Here is a 17,565-nt window from a genome sequence, read left to right on the forward strand (position 1 = left end):
GGTGGGTTTGGTGTCAAGAATTGAACGCAAGCGTCGCCCGATCGTGACCTGAACGTTCAGTTCATGTACCCAAACCCGTCATCCAGTGCCGGAAGGCGGTTACCCTGGGCGCTGTGCGCGCGGATCGGGTAACACCGGGTTCGCAGACCTCACTGCGTGAGGCCAACCGAGCCCGGATCGTGAGCGCCGTCCAGCAGCGTGGGTCGCTCACGCAGATCGAGCTGGCCGGCGTCACAGGGCTGTCCCCAGCCACGATCTCGAACATCGTCAAGGAGCTGACGGTCGCGGGCGTGCTGCACACCTCCCAGTCCACCCGCAACGGCCGTCGCGCGCTCCAGGTGACCCTCGCCCGCAACCTCGGGCTCGTCGTGGGCATCCGGTTCGGCATGCGCTCGCTCAGCGTCGCCCTCGCCGACGCGTCGATGCGGATCCTGGCCGAGCAGCGCATGCCGCTCGCGCCCGACCACCGGGCCGACGCCGGGCTGCAGCGCACGGCCATGCTGGTCAGGGAGATGATGGACGCCGTGGACGCCGACCCGGCCGAGCTGCTCGCCGTCGGCGTCGGCGTGCCCGCACCGGTCGACATCCGCACCGGCCAGGTGGTCACCGTCGGCATGATGCGCGGCTGGGACGGCGTGCACGTCGACGAGATCCTGGGCGCCGAGCTCGGCGTCCCCGTCATCGCCGACAACGACTCGACGCTCGCCGCGATCGCGGAGGCCCGGTTCGGAGCGGGAGCGGGCTACGACTCGGTCGCCTACGTCCGGGTCTCCCACGGCGTCGGCGGCGGGCTCGTCCTCGGCGGACGGGCCGTGCACGGCCGGTCCGGGGTGGCCGGGGAGATCGGGCACGTGTCCGTCGACGAGCACGGCGCCGTCTGCCGCTGCGGCAACCGCGGCTGCCTCGAGATGCTGGTCGGCGCCACCAGCCTCCTGTCGATGCTCCCGCGCGAGGCCGGGCACCTCACCCTCGCCGACCTGGTGGCCCGGGCGCTCGACGGCGACGCCGGCTGCCGCCGCGTCGTGTTCGACGCCGGCCGCCACCTCGGCGTCGCCCTGGCCAACCTCTGCAACCTCGTCGATCCCGACGTCGTGGTCATCGGCGGAAAGCTCGCCGAGGCCGGCGAGGTGCTGCTCGAACCCCTGCGCACCTCGCTCGGGCAGCGCGTCGTGGCCACCTCGCGCGGCCCCGTCGAGGTGGTGCCGTCGTCGCTCGGCGCCGACGCCGGGGTGCGCGGCGCGCTGGCCGCCGCCCTGGACCAGGCCAGGATGTTCGGCTCGCTCGGAGTGAGCTCATGAGCGCCCGGCAGCGACGACGGATACCCGTGACGGTCGGGCTGGCGCTCGCCGTGACGCTGGCCGGGTGCACGGCCGGCGGCGCGGACGGGCCCGGCGGCGCCGCGGGTGCCGAGGGCGCCGCGCCGGAGGGGACCATCGGCCTCCTGCTGCCCGAGACGCAGACCGCCCGCTACGAGGCGTCGGACCGCCCGGCGTTCGTGTCCGTCGTGGACCGCCGCTGTCCCGGGTGCACGGTGCTGTACGCCAACGCGGCGCAGGACGCCGCCGCCCAGCTGCAGCAGGCCGAGTCGATGCTCGCCCAGGGCGCGGAGGTCCTCGTGCTCGACGCCGTGGACACCGTGGCCGCCGCCGGGATCCTCGTGCAGGCCGAGCGGCTCGGTGCCGAGGTGATCGCCTACGATCGATTCCTGGACGGCGCGGACTACTACGTGTCGTACGACTACGAGTTCATCGGTTTTCTGCTGGGCTCGGCCCTGGTCGGCGGGATCGACGCCCGGGCGGAGGACACGGCCGGCGGCCGGACCGATGGCGAGCGACCGGGGGTGCTGCTGGTGCACGGCTCCGCGACCGAGCCCAACGCGCTCGCGATCGCGGCAGGCACCCGTCGCGCGCTCGAAGGAGAGGACATCGACGTGCTCGCCGAGTACTACACGCCCGACTGGAGCCCGGACAAGGCGACCGAGTGGACCGAGGCCATGCTCACCCGGTACCCGGGCCAGGTCGACGGCATCCTCGCGGCCAACGACGGCATAGCGGGCGGCGCGATCGCAGCGGCGAAGGCCGCGGGCCTCGACCCCGTGCCGGTCACCACCGGGCACGACGGCGAGCTCGCCGCCGTGCAGCGCATCCTCGCCGGCGACCAGTACATGACCGTCTACAAGGCGACCGACCAGCAGGCCCAGACCGCGGCCGAGCTCGCGGTACGGGTGCTGCGCGGCGAGGACCCGCGCACGACCGCGGTGATCGGCGGCGTGCCCACCCAGCTCCTGGCACCCCGCGCGGTGGGCGCCGCCGACGTCGAGCACGTGATCGTGGACGGCCGGGTCTACTCCACCGACGAGATCTGCGTGCCCGCGTACGAAGCCGCGTGCGAGCGCGCCGGCCTGATCGGCCCCGACGCCGAGGCGGACGCCGCGCCCGGACCCGGACGCGCGCCGGTCCTGGAGGTGGCGCGATGAGCGACCCGGTGCTGTCCCTGCGCGGCGTCTCCAAGCGGTTCGGCGGCGTGCGCGCCCTCGTCGACGTCGACGCCGACGTGCGCGAGCACGAGGTGCTGGCGGTGGTCGGCGACAACGGGGCCGGCAAGTCCACGCTCGCCGGCCTGCTGGCGGGCGCCCACCGTCCCGACGCCGGCCAGGTGCTGCTCGACGGGCGCCCCGTGCTGCTGGACTCACCCGCCGCGGCGCGCGCCCTCGGGATCGCCGCCGTGTTCCAGGAGCTGGCGCTCGTCGACGACCTGGACGTCGTCGAGAACATGTTCCTCGGGCACGAGACCGTGCGCGGGCCCCTGCTCGACGAGGTGGCCATGGAGCGCGAGGCCTGGCGCCTGCTGGACCAGCTCGCCGCCAGCGTGCCCACCGTCCGCGAGCCGGTCCGCACGCTGTCGGGCGGCCAGCGGCAGGTCGTCGCCGTGGCGCGCGCGCTGCTCGGCTCGCCGCGCGTGGTCGTGCTCGACGAGCCGACCGCGTCCCTCGGCGTGCGCCAGACCGCCGAGGTGCTCAACCTGATCGTCCGGCTGCGCGAGCGCGGGCACGCCGTGGTCCTGGTCAGCCACCAGGCCGGCGACCTGCAGGCCGTCGCCGACCGCATCCTCGTGCTGCGCCTGGGCCGCGTGCACGACGTGTTCGACGGCGACGCGTCCTACGAGGACCTGCTCGCCGCCATGACGGGCGCGGTGCGACCCGGCACGCCGAACCGGTCGGTGCGCCGATGAGCGCGCAGCCGAGCGGCGCCGGAGCGGGACCGTCCGGAGCGGGCCTGCCCGGTGCCGTCTGGCAACGGGTGCGCGGCGGCAACGGCCTCCTGCCCATCGTCGCCGCCCTCGTCAGCATCTGGCTCGTCCTCGGCGCGATCAACCCCGCGTTCCTCGCCCCCGAGAACCTCGTCAACCTCACGCTGCAGAGCGCCCCCGTCGGCGTCATCGCGCTCGGTGTGGTGCTGGTGCTCCTGGTGGGGCAGATCGACCTGTCGGTCGGCTCCCTGAGCGGCCTCGCCGCGGCGGTGGTCGCCGTCGGCTCGGTGTCGCTCGGCTGGCCGGTGGCGCTCGCCATCGGCGCCGCCCTCGCCTGCGGGGTGGTGGTCGGGCTGGGGTACGGCGCCCTGTCGACCCGGCTCGGGCTGCCCAGCTTCGTGTTCACGCTGGCCGGGCTGCTCTTCCTGGCCGGGGTCCAGCTGCGGGTGCTCGGTCCGCTCGGCTCGGTCAACCTGCCGTTCGAGTCGTGGTTCGTCCGGTCGGTGCAGCAGGGATTCCTGCCCACCGGCGTCGCCTGGGCCCTGGTGGCCGGCGCCGTGGTCGCCTCCGCCACGGTGCAGCTCGCTGCCCGCGCCCGCCGGCGGCGCGCGGACCTCGCCTGCGTGAGCATGCCGCAGATCGTCGCGCGGACGCTCGTGCTCGCCGCCGTGCTCTCCCTCGTCGTGGCCTACCTGGGCACGGCACGCGGCATCGGCTACTCGGTGGTGCTGTTCGCTTCCCTGGTCGTGGTCACGGACGTCCTGCTGCGCCGCACGCGCTGGGGCCGGTCGGTCCGCGCGGTCGGCGGTGACCGGCGCGCGGCGATGCTCGCCGGCGTGCCGGTGCAGCGCACGGTGGTCCTGTGCTTCGTCGCCTGCTCGACCCTCGCCGCGCTCGGCGGGGTGCTCGCGGCCGGCCGGCTCGGGGCCGCCAACCAGGGGACCGGGGGCGCCGACACGTACCTCGTGGCGATCGCCGCCGCGGTGATCGGCGGCACGAGCCTGTTCGGCGGACGGGGCAGCGCGTGGTCCGCGGTGCTCGGGGTGCTCGTCATCCAGTCCATCACCAACGGGCTCACGCTGATGAACGTGGACCAGGCGGCGCACTACATGGTGACCGGGGCCGTGCTGCTGCTGGCCATCATCATCGACATGCTGATGCGCAAGCGTCGGGAGGCCTGACATGATCCGTCGTCCGACGCTGGCGGTGGTCGCCGAGGCGGCCGGGGTGAGCCTGAAGACCGCGTCCCGGGTGCTCAACCGCGAGCCCAACGTGGCGCCCGCCACGCGCGAGCGTGTGCTCGACGCCGCCACCTCGCTCGGCTTCCGGCGCAACGCGGTGGCGGCGGACCTCGCGCGCGGCGGCTACTCGCGGCTGGTCGGGTTCATCACCGGGGACCTGGCCAACGAGTTCTACTCCGCGCTGGCCAGCGGCATCGAGCGGGAGCTGCGGGAGCACGGTCTGCAGCTGCTCACGGCGTCGTCCGACGAGGACCCCGAGCGCGAGGAGTCGCTGACGGGCGAGCTGCTCGAGCGGAGGGTGGGCGCCCTCATCGTGACGCCCGCCGGGGCCGACCACTCGGCGCTGCGGGGCGAGATCGCCGCCGGGCTGACCGTGGTGGTGGTGGACCGGCCGGCCACCGGGGTGGACGTGGACACCGTGGTCATCGACAACCGCGGGGGGACGCAGGCCGCCGTGCGGCACCTGCTGGCCCACGGTCACCGCCGCATCGGGTTCGTCGGGGACGAGCCGCACCTGTGGACGTACCAGGAGCGCAGCACCGAGTTCCTGGACGTGATGCACGACGCCGGGGTGGCCGACGCCGAGCGGTGGCTGCGCTCGGGCGCGCACGACGCGGCGGCCGCCCGGGAGCTGGTCCGGGAGCTGCTCGCGGCACCGGAACCGCCCACGGCGGTGCTCGCCGCGAACAACCGGGCGACCGTCGGCACCCTCCAGGCGCTGCGGGACGTGCCGGGCGGCCGCGACGTGGCGGTGGTGGGCTTCGACGACTTCGAGCTGGCCGACCTGCTCGGCATCACCGTCGTGGCGTACGACGCCGTCGAGATGGGCCGGCGTGCCGCCGAGCTCGCCGTCGCGCGGTCCGCCGAGCCCGACCGCGCGGTCGCGCTCGTCGTGCTGCCGACCCGGGTGGTGCCGCGGGGGAGCGGCGAACGCAGGCCTCGGTGACCGGTCCCGGCGCTGCCGGTTCGTGCATAAGGGACGCATAGGTACTTTCCACACGAGGCTGTCCCACCCGTTCTGGTGGTGCCACCACGTCAATACGCTCCGAGGCACACGAGGTTCCCCAGGCCTGACGAGGAGCACACCATGTCACGATCCCTGAGAACGTCCCGTCCCTTGATAGCGCTGTCAGCCGCCGCGTTCGTGATCGGCACGGCGTTCACCGGCGCCGGCGTCGCGGGGGCGGCGCCGCCCCCGGACGCGCCGGCCGACAGCCGGCTGCCCGACGCGCAGCTGCCCGAGGCCCAGATCCGCGCGATGGAGCGCGACCTGGGGCTCACCCGGGCGGAGATCCCGGAGCGCCTGGCCCTCGACGCCGAGGCCGCGGTGCTCGAGGCCCACCTCGCCGCCGCGCTCGGTGACTCGTACGCGGGGGCCTGGCTGCCCGAGGGTGCGGACGCCCCGCGCGTCGCCGTCACCACCACCGCGGCGGCCGAGGTGGCCGAGCGTGCCGGCGCCGATGCCGTCGTCGTCGAGCACGGCTTCGACGCCCTGACCGCGTGGAAGGAGTCGCTCGACACGGTGGGCGCGCCCGACTCGGTGCACTCCTGGTACGCGGACCCCACCACCAACGAGGTGGTCGTCGAGGCGGCCGACGTCGGCGCGGCGAAGGCCATGATCGCCGAGGCCGACGTCCCGGCCGACGTCGTGCGCGTGGAGAAGTCGGCGGTGGCGCCGGAGCCCGCCCGCGACATCCGGGGCGGCGACGAGTTCCACAAGCCCCTGGGCAACGGGTACGTGACCCTGTGCTCGATCGGCTTCGCCGTGCAGGGCGGGTTCGTCACGGCCGGGCACTGCGGCAACGCCGGTGACCCGGTCAACGCGCCGGACGGCGCGGCGCTCGGCACCTACCGGGCGTCGGTCTTCCCCGGCCACGACTGGGCGTGGGTGGCGACCAACAGCAACTGGACGCCCACCCCGACGGTGAACAACTACGCGGGCGGCACCGCGACGGTCGCCGGCTCCGCCGAGCAGGGCATCGGCGCGACGGTGTGCCGCTCCGGCCGCACGACCGGCTGGCGCTGCGGCGTCATCCAGGAGAAGAACGTCACCATCAACTACGGCGACGGTGACATCCCGGGCATGGCGACGGGCTCCGCGTGCGCGGAGGGCGGCGACTCCGGCGGCTCGGTGCTGTCGGGCAACCAGGCACAGGGCGTGACGTCGGGCCGGATCGGCGACTGCTCCTCGAACGGCCGGTTCATCTACCAGCCGGTGAACCCGATCCTGAACACCTACGGGCTGCGGCTGACCACCAGCGGTGGCGGTGGCGGGCAGGCGCTGATCGGGCTCGCGGGCAAGTGCATCGACGTGCCGGGCTCCGACTTCTCGGACGGCAAGCGCCTGCAGCTCTGGACGTGCAACGGCAGCGCCGCGCAGCAGTGGACCTTCCACGCCGACGGCACGCTGCGGGCCGGGGGCAAGTGCATGGACGTCGCGTGGGCCAACACGGCCGACGGCACGGCCGTGCAGCTCGCGAACTGCAGCGGCAACGCGGCCCAGCAGTTCACGCTGAGCGGCGCCGGGGACCTGGTCTCCATCCTCGCCAACAAGTGCGTGGACGTGCCGAACAGCAACAGCGCGGACGGTACGAAGCTGCAGATCTGGACGTGCAACGGCACGGCCGCGCAGAAGTGGCGCGTCGGCTGACGACCTCGTCTTCGAGGCCTAAGCTTCTTCGCTCTGGGACGCCCCAGAACGAAGAAACTTAGGCCTCGAAGTGCAGGGGCCCGCTCAGAGGGTGGCGCGGACCGACTGCGTCGCCGCCACCAGGTTGCGGAGGGACTCCTTCGTCTCCGCGTAGGCGCGGGTCTTCAGGCCGCAGTCGGGGTTGACCCAGAGCAGCCGCGGGTCGATCGACTTGGCCGCCAGCGTGAGCAGCTCGGTGACCTCGTCGACCGACGGCACCCGCGGGCTGTGGATGTCGTAGACGCCCGGACCGATGCCGCGCGCGTACCCGGCGTCCGCCAGCTCCGGCACGATCTCCATGCGGGACCGCGCGGCCTCCACGGAGGTCACGTCGGCGTCGAGCCCGTCGATCGCGCCGATGACCTGGCCGAACTCGGAGTAGCACAGGTGCGTGTGCACCTGGGTGGCGGTGCCCGCCCCGGCGGTCGAGAGGCGGAAGGACCGTACCGACCAGTCCAGGTAGCCGGCGTGCGCGGACCGGCGCAGCGGCAGCAGCTCGCGCAGCGCGGGCTCGTCCACCTGCACGACGCCGATGCCGGCCTCCTCCAGGTCCGTCACCTCGTCCCGGAGGGCGAGTGCCACCTGGTCGGCGGTGTCGCCCAGCGGCAGGTCGTCACGGACGAACGACCACGCCAGGATGGTGACGGGACCCGTGAGCATGCCCTTGACGGGCTTGTTCGTGAGCGACGCCGCGTACGCGGTCCAGTCCACGGTCAGCGGCGCGGGCCGCGACACGTCGCCCCACAGGATCGGCGGCCGCACGCAGCGCGAGCCGTACGACTGCACCCAGCCGTGCACGGTGGTCGCGAAGCCGTCGAGCTGCTCGGCGAAGTACTGCACCATGTCGTTGCGCTCGGGCTCGCCGTGCACCAGGACGTCGAGGCCCAGCTCCTCCTGGAGCGCGACCGTGCTCGCGATCTCCGCGCGCATGGCTGCCGTGTACTCCGCGTCGGACAGCTCGCCCCGCACCCAGGAGGCCCGGGTGCGGCGGATCTCCGCCGTCTGCGGGAACGAGCCGATGGTCGTGGTCGGCAGCGGCGGCAGGTCGAGCCTCGCCTGCTGGGCCGCGGCGCGCTCGGCGTACGGTGCGCGCTCGGCGTCGGCGGGGGTCAGGGCCGCGGTGCGGTCGCGGACCTCCGGCACGACGACGCCGGGCGCCTGGGCGCGCGACCGCACCGCCGCGCTGGACTCGGCGAGCGCGGCGGCGACCGCCGCGCGGCCCTCGGCCAGACCGGTGGCCAGCGTGACGACCTCGGTGACCTTCTGGTCGGCGAACGCGAGCCACGACTTCAGGCCGGGGTCGAGGCGGGGCTCGTCGGCCACGTCGTGCGGCACGTGCAGCAGGGACGTCGAGGTGCCGACGGCGACCGCGCCGGCGCCGAGCGCGGCCAGGCCCTGGAGCGTGGCCAGGCGGGCGTCGAGGTCTGCGCGCCAGATGTTGTGCCCGTCGATGACGCCCGCGACCAGGGTCTTGCGCTCCAGGCCCGGGACGGGGCCGTCGGGTACGGCGCCCTTGACGAGGTCGACCCCGATCGCCTCGACGTCGGTGCCGGCCAGCAGCGCGAGGCCGTCGCCGGCCGCGCTGCGCAGGTCGCCGTACGGCGCGGTGACCAGGATCGCGGGACGCTCGGCGGCGCCGTCGCCGGCCGACGCGGGGGAGAGGTCGGTCGCGAGGCGGCTGTAGGCCCGGCGGACGGCGTCGGCCACCTCGTCGAAGGGGACGTCCAGCAGGTCGGTGACCAGGGCGGGCTCGTCGAGCTGTACCCAGGGCGCACCCGCGGCGGCCAGTGCCTGCAGCAGCCCGGCGTAGGCGGTGACGACGTCGTCGAGCCGGTCCAGCGGGTGGAACCCGTCGGGGGCGCCGTCGGCGGGCTTGCTGAGCAGCAGGAACGTCACCGGGCCCACGAGCGCCGGGCGGGTCACGACGGCCTGTCCGCCGTCGGCGGGGTGCGCGAGCTCGCTGAACTCACGCACCACCCGGTCGTCGGCGAACCCGATCGGGGTGGCCGGCCCGATCTCCGGGACCAGGTAGTGGTAGTTCGTGTCGAACCACTTGGTCATCTCGAGCGGTGGCCGGCCGCCCTCGCCACGGGCCAGCGTGAAGTAGCCCTCCAGGGAGAGCGCGCCGTCGCCGGCCAGGTCCCGGAACCGTTCGGGCACCGCGCCCAGCAGGGCGACGGCGTCGAGCACCTGGTCGTAGAACGAGAACGAGCCGGGGACGGCGGCGGAACCGGCGTCCAGACCCAGGTCGACCAGATGTCGTGCGGTGGCGAGCCGGAGCTCGGCGGCGGTGTTCTCCAGCTCGTCGGTGGTCGTGCGACCGGCCCAGAGCGCCTCTACGGCGCGCTTGAGCTCGCGGCGTCGGCCGATGCGCGGGTAGCCCAGGATCGTGGCGGGGGAAAGGTGCGAGTGCGTGACTGCCATGCGTATCAGCTCCATCGGACCTGGCGTTAGCACCTTGCCCGGCATCGGCGATCCGGAGGCAGGTTGCTGCGGTGTCGTTGAGCCAGGACTCTCGACCGCTCTGGATGATGAGCCTGGATCGTAGGCATGCCCGCGATGTGGTCGAAAAACCGTCCACACCTCGGGACGAGCAGGTCAGAGCTGCCCGCCGACCATGCAGCTGCTGCCAGGTTCACGCGGTTCCTGGCAGCAGCTGCATGGTCAGAAAAAGCGTGCCAAGCGGGTTCGGGTCGCCGCGAACCAGAGCGCGGCGGCCGCTCCGGCAAGTGCCGCACTGGCCGCCGGCGGCCCGGCGGGCCCGAGCGGTCCGATCGCCGTGCCGCAACGACTCCGAAGGGAGGGGGAACGGGTAGGCCAGGACGGCACTACGGGCCCTTCGGATGCGCGGGGAGGCACCGGCTCCCCGGACGTCGGTCACGGGGGAGCGGGTGGGCGAGGTCGTACCTCGGGGGTCTCTACAGGGGCATCTCGGGCTACCGGAGTACCGGCAGCCCGAACCTGGATGCTTCTGGAGACCTCATGCGGCGAAATTATCAGACGGCGGCAGCGGTCGCTGCCACGCGACCTCGCGGTCGAGCTGGCCGGTGGCGCGGAACAGTCGCACCTGGTGGGCGTCGGGCAGCGCGGTGGCGAGGGCGTCCGTCGTGGTCGCCGCGAAGCCGAGCTTCTGCCAGAAGCCGCCCGACCGGCGGGAGAACAGCCAGGCCTGGTGCGCCCCGGCGTCGGCGGCCCGGTCCAGGGCGAAGCGGGCGAGGCGCAGGCCGTCGCCGGCACCGCGCCGGTCCGGACGGACGGCGACGCTACGGACCAGGGCGTGCTCGCCGCCGAGCTCGAATCCCGTGGTCGCGCCCACGGCCCCGGCGTCGTCGCGCTCGAGCCACAGGTGCACCGCCGGCTCGGCGAGGGCGGCGACCGTCAGGTCGGCGGTCCGGAGGAACGCCGCCAGGTCGTCGAGGTCGTCGGGGGTGGCGGGGCTGAGCACGGCGGGATCCTACCCGCGGCGCGTGCTGCGCGGCCGCCTCGCCCGTCAGAAGGGCAGCCAGACGACGGCGGCGAGCGCCCCCAGGTAGAGGGCCTGCTCCGCGAGGCGCCGGCCGACGGGGGTGGCGGGTGATCCGCCGAACAGGATGCCGCGCCGGGCCGCGGAGATGTTGGCCGGCGTCATGGCGAGCGTCAGGAGGCCGAGGCAGATCGCGGCGGCCGGGGCGGTGACGGGCACGAGCAGGCCGACCCCACCGAGCAGCTCGAGGGCTCCGGTGCCCGCGACGAGCAGGTCGGGGCGGGGGAGCGTGGGCGGGACCATGCGTTCGAGGTCCTGGCGCACCCGGGGGATGAGCCGGCCCGAAGCGGCCAGGAGGTAGATCGCGGCGGCGCCGACACGGGCGGCGTCGTGCCAGGAGTCGAGGGCCGGCACCGCGACGGTGCCCAGCAGGCGGGCGACGGCGGTGACGCCGAGCAGGAGGACGGGGAGCGGTACGGGCATGGCCGAATCCAATCTTGACGGTGACTAGTTCATGCGACACCTCACCATCTTCGGTGCTATCTTGTCAATGGAAAGATGAGGCGAGGGTGCCCGCGGCACGCGGTGCGGAGGAGGCGGGATGAACTACCACCACGGAGACCTGCGGCGGGCGATGACCTCGGCCGCCGCGACGGCGGTCGCCGAACGGGGGCCGGCCGGGCTGAGCCTGCGGGAGCTGGCCCGCCTCGCCGGGGTGTCCCACGCGGCGCCGGCGCACCACTTCGGGGACAAGGCCGGTGTGCTCACCGCGGTGGCGGCCGAGGGGTTCAGGCTGCTCACCGCCGCCCTGGCGGAGGCGGAGGACGACCTGCTCGCCTCGGGGCTCGCCTACGTGCGGTTCGCCGTCGACCACCCCGGCACTTCGCCGTGATGTTCGACCGCAGCCTCCTGCACGGGGACGACGCCGAGCTGCGTGCGGCGGAGCAGACCGCCTCCGCCGCCCTGGCGGGGCTGGCGTCCGACGCCGACGCCGCGCGCGCCGCCTGGTCCGTGGCGCACGGCTTCGCGAGCCTGTGGCTCTCGGGCGCCATCACCGGGCCCGATGTCGCCACGGCCGCCGAGCCGGTGCTGTGCCGGACGGTCCTGGGGCTGCCCTGACGGTGCTCTCCGGTTGAGATGGAAATTCCCAAATGTCCCAGTATGAGACATGATGGTGCCGCCTTCTATCACCAGGGGAATACCGTGACCGCGACCACCTCCGGGGCCGCAGCGCTCTCGGACGTGCCCACGTCCACACCTGCACTCGTCGCCTGCGACGTCGAGGGCACGCTCGTGCGTGCCGGTCGCCGGCCGACGCCCGCCGTGCTGGACGCGATCGCGGCGGTCCGCGCCGCCGGCCACCACCTGGTGGTCGCCACGGGCAGGTCGCTGTCCGGGGCGGTGCAGGCCGCCCGCCAGCTCGGCGTCCACGACGGCTGGGTGGTCGCGGCGAACGGTGCGGTGACCGCGCGGGTGCGGCCGGACGGGTGCTCGATCGTCGACGTCGTGCCCCTGGACGCCGAGCCCGTGTGCCGGCTGGTCGCCCGGACCCGCCCGGACCTGGGGCTCGCCGCCGAGGTCGTGGGCACCGGGTACCGCGTCACCAGGCGGTTCCCCGAGCGGCAGCTCGACGGACACCAGGAGGTACTCCAGGCGCTGGACGGCGTCTGGGCGCGGCCGACGCCACGCGTCGTGGTGTACGGGCAGTGGGCCCTGCGCCTCGCCCCGGCGCTGCGCGCGTCGGGCGTCACCGCCATCCCCGCTCGGGTGGACTGGGTGGACGTCACCGCACCCGGGATCACCAGGGCGACGGCGCTCGAGAACATCCGGGTCGAGCTGGGGGTCGCGCCCTCCCGCACGGTCGCCGTCGGTGCCGGCGAGAACGATCTGGACATGCTCCGGTGGGCGGCGGTGTCGATCGCGATGGGCCACGCTCCCGAGACGGTCCGCGCCGTAGCGACCCGCGTCACGGGAACGGTCGACGAGGACGGCGCCGCCACGGCGCTCGCGGACGCCCTCCTCCCCGCAGCCTGACCCCGCGCACCCCGTCCTTCGGCTGCCCGCTCGCTCGCCGCGCCGCCGCAGCGCGGTTGGGTCAGGATGTGCGCATGGCGCACGTTCACTCGCACGGCTCGGCCGGCCCTGCCGCGCCACGCACGACGTTCCTGCTGGTCATCACCCTGGTCTCCGCGCTGCTCCTGACCCTGGTCGGCGTGTGGCTGCTGTGGCCGAACGCCGCCGACGTGCCCGACCGGATGCCGGCCAAGGCAGAGGGCACGTCGTTCGTCGACGTCACGGTCACCGGACCCGCCGACCCGGCCACCGGCAGCATCCCGGTCGAGCTGCCGGGCGGCGAGGCCTCCCGCATGCAGTCGCCCGGGCCGTCGGTCCCGCTCGCCGACGGCGACCGCATCACCGCCGTCGACATCTCTCAGGTCTCGCAGCCCGGCGTGGACCCGCTGGTGTTCATGGACTACCAGCGCGAGCTGCCGATCGCGCTGCTGGCCCTTGCCTATGCCGCCGTCGTGCTGCTGGTGGCGCGCTGGCGCGGGCTGGCGGCGATGGCCGGGCTCGGCATGGCGTTCGTGGTGCTCCTGGGCTTCACCATGCCCGCGCTGCTGGCGGGCGAGTCGGCGATCGGCGTGGCGCTGGTGACGTCGTCGCTGGTGATGTTCGTGACGCTGTACCTGGCGCACGGCCTGTCGGCGCGCACGTCGACCGCGCTGCTCGGCACGCTCGTCGGCCTCGGGCTCACCGCGCTGCTCGCCGCCTGGGCCTCCGGCGCGGCGCAGATCACCGGCACCACCGACGAGGCCTCGGCGTTCCTGCCGTCGAGCGCACCGGGGGCGGACCTGCGGGGCATCGCGCTGTGCGGCATCGTGCTGGCCGGGATGGGCGTGCTGAACGACGTGACCATCACCCAGGCGTCCGCGGTGTGGGAGCTGCGCGGCGTGGCGCCGACGGCGTCGCGGGCCGAGCTGTTCACGCGGGCGATGCGCATCGGACGCGACCACATCGCCTCGACCGTCTACACGATCGCCTTCGCCTACGTCGGCGCCGCCCTGCCCCTGCTCATGATGGTCTGGCTCGTGGACCAGTCGCCGGCCACGGCCCTGAGCTCGGGCGAGATCGCCGAGGAGGTCGTGCGCACGCTCGTCGGGTCGATCGGGCTCGTCCTCGCGATCCCGGTCACCACCGCCATCGCGACGCTCACCGTCCCCGGCCCGGCGGACGCGACGGCGGGCTCGACGACGGCCGAGCCGACGTCGGACCCGGAGCTGATGGCGCCCGTGGCCGAGGCGTGGGCGTCCCAGCGGGTCCCCGGGACGTCGGCGACGTAGCAGGATCGGCGATGCTGCCCACGTTCCGTTCCAACGCGCGCAGCAGCGCCGTCGCGTCCTCGCGCTCGGCCGGGCCGAGGTCGCCCGCCGTCGCCTGCTCGATCCGAGCCCAGATCGCGGCGACGCGCGGACGCAGCGCCTGGCTCGCCGGTGTGGGCTCCACGAGGGTGACCCGCCGGTCCGTGGTGCTGGGCCGACGACGGACGAAACCGGCGCGCTCCAACCGCTGGACGGTCCGGGTCATCGACGCCGAGTCGGTGGCGACGTGCTCGGCCAGGTCCGTCTGGCGCTGCGGCCCGTGCTCCCACAGGAACATCAGCAGCAGCTCCTGGCCCGGGTGCAGCCCGAGGGGGCGCAGCAGGTCCGCGGCGAGCGCCCGGTGCGCCCGCGCGAGCGAGAAGATGGCAAGGCTGAGCGGCCCGGTGGCGAACGGGTTCGACTCACTGTCCCGGTCAGATGTCATGCCGTCCAGCATAGGACTCGTCCTGCGTGGTAGGCCGGGCTGGGAATAGTGGGGCGGGTCCCGCTGGTTACCTGTCTCGAACAGCAAAACTATCCGGAACGAGGGAACACGATGCGCGCAGTAGTTTTCGACGAGTTCGGCGGCCCGGAGGTCCTGCACCTCGGCGAGGTCCCGGAGCCGGAGGCCGGGCCCGGACAGGTCCGCGTCCGGGTGCAGGCCGTGGGCGTCAACGCCTTCGACGGCAAGGTGCGGTCCGGGGCCATGGAGGCGGTGTTCACCACACCGCTGCCCGCCGTGCCGGGCCTGGAGGTCGCGGGTCTCGTGGACCAGGTGGGCGCCGGCGTGACCGGGGTCGCCACCGGTGACCGGGTCGCCGGTCCGGCCGGCCGGGGCGCCGCGGAGCTGGCCGTCCTGGACGTGTGGGCGCAGGTCCCCGTCGGGCTGGACGCGCCGCAGGCGGCGGCGCTGCCCGTGGTGGCCGAGACGTCCCGGCGCGCGCTGCGCCTCCTCGACCTGAAGCCGGGGGAGACGCTGCTGGTGCACGGCGCGAGCGGCGGCGTCGGCGGGCTCGCGACCCAGCTCGCGGTCGCGGCAGGCGTGCGCGTGATCGGTACGGCGTCGCCGGTGAACCAGGAGCGTGTCGCGGGGTACGGGGCGACGCCCACCACCTACGGCGACGGGCTCGTCGACCGGATCCGTGCGCTGACCCCCACCGTCGACGCGGTGCTGGACACGGCGGGCAGCGGCGTGCTGCCGGACAGCATCGAGCTGCGCGGCGGCACCGACCGGGTGCTCACCCTTGCCGACCCGGCGGCCCATGCGCTGGGCGTGCAGTTCTCCGAGGGGTCCGAGCACTCGGCCGAGGCCCTCGCCGACCTCCTCGACCAGGTGGTCCGCGGTGCGGTGTCCGTCCCGGTCGCGAAGGTGCTGCCGCTTGCCGAGGCGGCACGCGCGCAGAGCATCGTCGACGACGGGCACGCCGGCGGCAAGGTGGTCCTCGTGCCGTGAGGGCGGCGCGGTGGGCGGCGCCCGCCGGCGATCAGGCGCGGGCGGCCTCGCCGGCCAGGCTCTCCAGCTCGGCGGCCAGCAGCTGCTCGCCGTCGAGCCCCATGGTGCCGAACGCGCCCACGATCTCCAGCGAGACGAGGCCGTGCACCCGGTACCAGGTCGACAGGGCGAGCCGGAGTGCCGGCGCGGCCGCCGCCGGGAGGCCGAGGGACGCGCCCCACCGGCACAGGTCGGCGTCGAGCGCCGAGCCGGCGGCCGGCTGGGGTCCGGCGGCGACAGCGACCTCCTGGAGCGTCGTGACCAGGGCGAGCATGCTCCGGCTGATCGGGCTGACGCTCACCAGCGGGTCCACCGCCTCGCGCCGGCTGCCGGTGAAGAGCATCGAGTACCGGCGCGGATGGTCCAGCGCCCAGCGGCGCCACGCGTGTGCGATGGCGGACAGCCGATTCGCGGCCGGACGGCCCGCCGCCGCCTGGGCCGCGGCCTCGACGGCGGTGCCGAGGTCGGCGTATCCGGCCAGGACCAGCGCGTCGAGCAGCGCCTCACGCGACGCGAAGTAGTGATAGAGCGCGGGAGGGGTCATGCCCATGGCCTTGCCGACCGAGGCGAGCGACAGTCCGTGCGCGCCCCCGGTGTCGACGAGCTCCAGCGCCGCCTGGACGATCTCGTCGACGGTCTGCCGCCGGAGCCGTTCGCGCCGGGTCAGGGGCCGGGTGTCGTCGTCGTCCACGGGCATGGCGCGAGCCTAGTACGCGCGGCGGCCGCGGCCCGGCGGCGCTCGTGGAACGGGCCCGGAGCGGGCCGTGGAGCGGGCCCGCGGCTCAGAGCACCACCCAGCCCAGCAGCCCCGCCGCGATCACCACCGCCCACGGCGGCGCCGACCACTTCGCCAGCGCGACGAACGCCGCGACGGCGAGCGCCAGGGCACGTACCGGGTCGGCCGTGTCGAGGACCCCCTGGGTGAGCACCGGGTCGTACAGGGCGGCGGCCAGCAGCCCGACCACGCCCGCGTTCACGCCGGTGAGCGCACGCCGGACGTGCCGCGCGCCGCGCAGACGCTCCCAGAACGGCAGCGCGCCCACCACGAGGAGCGCCGAGGGCACGAAGATGGCCAGGAGCGCGATCGCCGCACCGGCGAGCCCCGCGGGCCCGGACGTGGTGACGGCACCCAGGTACGCCGCGAAGGTGAACAGCGGGCCCGGTACGGCCTGCGCCGCGCCGTAGCCGGCGAGGAACTGGTCGTGGCCCACCAGGCCGGACGGCACCAGGTCCGCCTGCAGCAGCGGCAGGACCACGTGGCCCCCACCGAAGACGAGCGAGCCGGCGCGGTAGAAGATGTCGACGAGCCGGGCCACGCCACCGTCCCGGGCGGCCGCCAGCAGGGGCAGGACGACGAGCAGCGCACCGAACACCACGAGGCAGGCCACCGCGACGGAGCGCCGGACGGGCACGGAGAACGGCTCGTCGTCACCGTCGCCGGGTGGGTCGGGGAGCCACAGCAGCCCCGCGGCGCCCGCCAGCACGATCACGCCGACCTGGCTCAGCACGACCGGCAGCCCCAGCGCCGACGGCGCGAGCAGCGTCGCGATCACAGCGGCCCCCATGATGGTCGCGCGGCGCGCGTCCGGGGCGAGGGTGCGGGTCATGCCGAGCACCGCCTGCGCGACGACGGCGACGGCCGCCGCCTTGAGGCCGCCGATCCACCCCGCCCCGGCGTCGCCCCCGAACGCCGTGACCCCGTACGCGAACGCGACGAGCAGCACGGCGGACGGCAGCGTGAACCCCGCCCAGGCGGCCAGCAGCCCGCCGATGCCCGCCCGTCGCAGCCCGATCGCCATGCCGACCTGGCTCGACGCGGGTCCGGGCAGGAACTGGCAGAGCGCCACCAGGTCGGCGTACGCACGGTCGCCGAGCCACCGGCGGCGCACCACGAACGCGTCACGGAAGTAGCCGAGGTGCGCCACCGGCCCGCCGAACGACGTGAGCCCGAGGCGCAGGAACACCAGGAACACCTCGCGTGCCGAGCCCCCTCCTGACGCGGTCGGAGCGGGGGAGTCGGACGTCGACATGCCGGAGCCTCCAGGGTGCACACCCGGACGCTACCGGTGTCG

16 protein-coding genes, 1 pseudogene and 1 riboswitch are annotated in these 17,565 nt (G+C 74.5%); of the genes and pseudogenes, 11 read left to right on the forward strand and 6 right to left on the reverse strand.

Annotated elements, in window-relative coordinates; translation table 11 throughout:
• The first annotated feature begins 179 nt into the window (after positions 1–179).
• The 6 genes from ACFSL2_RS03570 (at position 180) to ACFSL2_RS03595 (ending at position 7,140) form a co-directional block, all read left to right on the forward strand.
• The gene (locus tag ACFSL2_RS03570) at positions 180–1,298 is read left to right on the forward strand and encodes an ROK family transcriptional regulator (protein WP_377196520.1); all 1,119 of its coding nucleotides are present in this window, start codon (positions 180–182) and stop codon (positions 1,296–1,298) included.
• On the forward strand, positions 1,295–2,476 hold the full coding sequence (locus ACFSL2_RS03575) for a substrate-binding domain-containing protein (protein ID WP_377196521.1): 1,182 nt from the start codon (positions 1,295–1,297) through the stop codon (positions 2,474–2,476). Before ACFSL2_RS03570 ends, ACFSL2_RS03575 begins: the two co-directional genes overlap by 4 nt.
• Positions 2,473–3,231: an ATP-binding cassette domain-containing protein gene (locus ACFSL2_RS03580; protein WP_377196522.1), complete on the forward strand. Its 759-nt coding sequence runs from the start codon at positions 2,473–2,475 to the stop codon at positions 3,229–3,231. Before ACFSL2_RS03575 ends, ACFSL2_RS03580 begins: the two co-directional genes overlap by 4 nt.
• A complete protein-coding gene (locus ACFSL2_RS03585; RefSeq protein WP_377196523.1) occupies positions 3,228–4,430 on the forward strand; it encodes a sugar ABC transporter permease in 1,203 nt (400 codons plus the stop codon). The genes ACFSL2_RS03580 and ACFSL2_RS03585 overlap by 4 nt, the downstream gene beginning before the upstream one ends.
• A gap of 1 nt (position 4,431) precedes the next feature.
• Complete coding sequence (locus ACFSL2_RS03590; protein ID WP_377196524.1) at positions 4,432–5,436, forward strand: LacI family DNA-binding transcriptional regulator; 1,005 nt, start codon at positions 4,432–4,434, stop codon at positions 5,434–5,436.
• A 141-nt stretch (positions 5,437–5,577) separates the two neighbouring features.
• On the forward strand, positions 5,578–7,140 hold the full coding sequence (locus ACFSL2_RS03595; protein ID WP_377196525.1) for a ricin-type beta-trefoil lectin domain protein: 1,563 nt from the start codon (positions 5,578–5,580) through the stop codon (positions 7,138–7,140).
• 84 nt (positions 7,141–7,224) lie between these two features.
• Here ACFSL2_RS03595 and metE read toward each other — a convergent pair whose 3' ends face one another.
• The 3 genes from metE to ACFSL2_RS03610 all read right to left on the reverse strand — a co-directional run bounded on the left by metE (position 7,225) and on the right by ACFSL2_RS03610 (position 11,125).
• On the reverse strand, positions 7,225–9,603 hold the full coding sequence (gene metE, locus ACFSL2_RS03600) for a 5-methyltetrahydropteroyltriglutamate--homocysteine S-methyltransferase (protein WP_377196526.1): 2,379 nt from the start codon (positions 9,601–9,603) through the stop codon (positions 7,225–7,227).
• A gap of 8 nt (positions 9,604–9,611) precedes the next feature.
• A riboswitch (SAM riboswitch) is annotated at positions 9,612–9,714 on the reverse strand.
• A 445-nt stretch (positions 9,715–10,159) separates the two neighbouring features.
• The gene (locus ACFSL2_RS03605; RefSeq protein ID WP_377196527.1) at positions 10,160–10,624 is read right to left on the reverse strand and encodes a GNAT family N-acetyltransferase; all 465 of its coding nucleotides are present in this window, start codon (positions 10,622–10,624) and stop codon (positions 10,160–10,162) included.
• A 45-nt stretch (positions 10,625–10,669) separates the two neighbouring features.
• Positions 10,670–11,125, reverse strand: coding sequence for a DoxX family membrane protein (locus tag ACFSL2_RS03610; protein WP_377196528.1), 456 nt, complete (start codon positions 11,123–11,125; stop codon positions 10,670–10,672).
• A 118-nt stretch (positions 11,126–11,243) separates the two neighbouring features.
• On the opposite strand from ACFSL2_RS03610, the gene ACFSL2_RS03615 reads away from it, so the two are divergent.
• From ACFSL2_RS03615 to ACFSL2_RS03630, 4 genes are all read left to right on the forward strand, one after another.
• A complete protein-coding gene (locus tag ACFSL2_RS03615; RefSeq protein WP_377196529.1) occupies positions 11,244–11,534 on the forward strand; it encodes a TetR/AcrR family transcriptional regulator in 291 nt (96 codons plus the stop codon).
• Positions 11,534–11,761 (forward strand): hypothetical protein, encoded by a 228-nt coding sequence (locus tag ACFSL2_RS03620; protein WP_377196530.1) that lies wholly within the window; start codon positions 11,534–11,536, stop codon positions 11,759–11,761. Before ACFSL2_RS03615 ends, ACFSL2_RS03620 begins: the two co-directional genes overlap by 1 nt.
• Before the next feature lie 84 nt (positions 11,762–11,845).
• The gene (locus ACFSL2_RS03625; protein WP_377196531.1) at positions 11,846–12,676 is read left to right on the forward strand and encodes an HAD family hydrolase; all 831 of its coding nucleotides are present in this window, start codon (positions 11,846–11,848) and stop codon (positions 12,674–12,676) included.
• A gap of 74 nt (positions 12,677–12,750) precedes the next feature.
• Positions 12,751–13,983: a YibE/F family protein gene (locus ACFSL2_RS03630; RefSeq protein ID WP_377196532.1), complete on the forward strand. Its 1,233-nt coding sequence runs from the start codon at positions 12,751–12,753 to the stop codon at positions 13,981–13,983.
• 181 nt (positions 13,984–14,164) lie between these two features.
• On the opposite strand, the pseudogene ACFSL2_RS03635 reads toward ACFSL2_RS03630, so the two are convergent.
• Positions 14,165–14,458: pseudogene (locus ACFSL2_RS03635) on the reverse strand (MarR family winged helix-turn-helix transcriptional regulator); the annotation flags it as partial.
• A gap of 99 nt (positions 14,459–14,557) precedes the next feature.
• Between ACFSL2_RS03635 and ACFSL2_RS03640 the strand changes: the two are divergent.
• Positions 14,558–15,454, forward strand: a complete 897-nt coding sequence (locus ACFSL2_RS03640) for an NADP-dependent oxidoreductase (protein WP_377196533.1) — start codon at positions 14,558–14,560, stop codon at positions 15,452–15,454.
• A 31-nt stretch (positions 15,455–15,485) separates the two neighbouring features.
• Here the strand turns inward: ACFSL2_RS03640 and ACFSL2_RS03645 are convergent, their stop codons facing one another.
• Complete coding sequence (locus ACFSL2_RS03645; protein ID WP_377196534.1) at positions 15,486–16,190, reverse strand: TetR/AcrR family transcriptional regulator; 705 nt, start codon at positions 16,188–16,190, stop codon at positions 15,486–15,488.
• An 85-nt stretch (positions 16,191–16,275) separates the two neighbouring features.
• Positions 16,276–17,523, reverse strand: coding sequence for a chromate efflux transporter (chrA, locus tag ACFSL2_RS03650; protein WP_377196535.1), 1,248 nt, complete (start codon positions 17,521–17,523; stop codon positions 16,276–16,278).
• Positions 17,524–17,565: the final 42 nt, after the last annotated feature.

The organism is Promicromonospora aerolata, from assembly GCF_042682255.1.
Classification (GTDB): domain Bacteria; phylum Actinomycetota; class Actinomycetes; order Actinomycetales; family Cellulomonadaceae; genus Promicromonospora; species Promicromonospora aerolata.

Bases quoted from the DNA above. Each gene is read 5' to 3' on its own strand.
- ACFSL2_RS03615 (WP_377196529.1), top strand. From the start codon at position 11,244: ATGAACTACCACCACGGAGACCTGCGGCGGGCGATGACCTCGGCCGCC.
- ACFSL2_RS03620 (WP_377196530.1), top strand. From the start codon at position 11,534: ATGTTCGACCGCAGCCTCCTGCACGGGGACGACGCCGAGCTGCGTGCG.
- ACFSL2_RS03585 (WP_377196523.1), top strand. From the start codon at position 3,228: ATGAGCGCGCAGCCGAGCGGCGCCGGAGCGGGACCGTCCGGAGCGGGC.
- chrA (WP_377196535.1), bottom strand. From the start codon at position 17,523: ATGTCGACGTCCGACTCCCCCGCTCCGACCGCGTCAGGAGGGGGCTCG.
- ACFSL2_RS03590 (WP_377196524.1), top strand. From the start codon at position 4,432: ATGATCCGTCGTCCGACGCTGGCGGTGGTCGCCGAGGCGGCCGGGGTG.
- ACFSL2_RS03630 (WP_377196532.1), top strand. From the start codon at position 12,751: ATGGCGCACGTTCACTCGCACGGCTCGGCCGGCCCTGCCGCGCCACGC.
- ACFSL2_RS03580 (WP_377196522.1), top strand. From the start codon at position 2,473: ATGAGCGACCCGGTGCTGTCCCTGCGCGGCGTCTCCAAGCGGTTCGGC.
- ACFSL2_RS03575 (WP_377196521.1), top strand. From the start codon at position 1,295: ATGAGCGCCCGGCAGCGACGACGGATACCCGTGACGGTCGGGCTGGCG.
- ACFSL2_RS03640 (WP_377196533.1), top strand. From the start codon at position 14,558: ATGCGCGCAGTAGTTTTCGACGAGTTCGGCGGCCCGGAGGTCCTGCAC.
- ACFSL2_RS03610 (WP_377196528.1), bottom strand. From the start codon at position 11,125: ATGCCCGTACCGCTCCCCGTCCTCCTGCTCGGCGTCACCGCCGTCGCC.
- ACFSL2_RS03645 (WP_377196534.1), bottom strand. From the start codon at position 16,190: ATGCCCGTGGACGACGACGACACCCGGCCCCTGACCCGGCGCGAACGG.
- ACFSL2_RS03595 (WP_377196525.1), top strand. From the start codon at position 5,578: ATGTCACGATCCCTGAGAACGTCCCGTCCCTTGATAGCGCTGTCAGCC.
- metE (WP_377196526.1), bottom strand. From the start codon at position 9,603: ATGGCAGTCACGCACTCGCACCTTTCCCCCGCCACGATCCTGGGCTAC.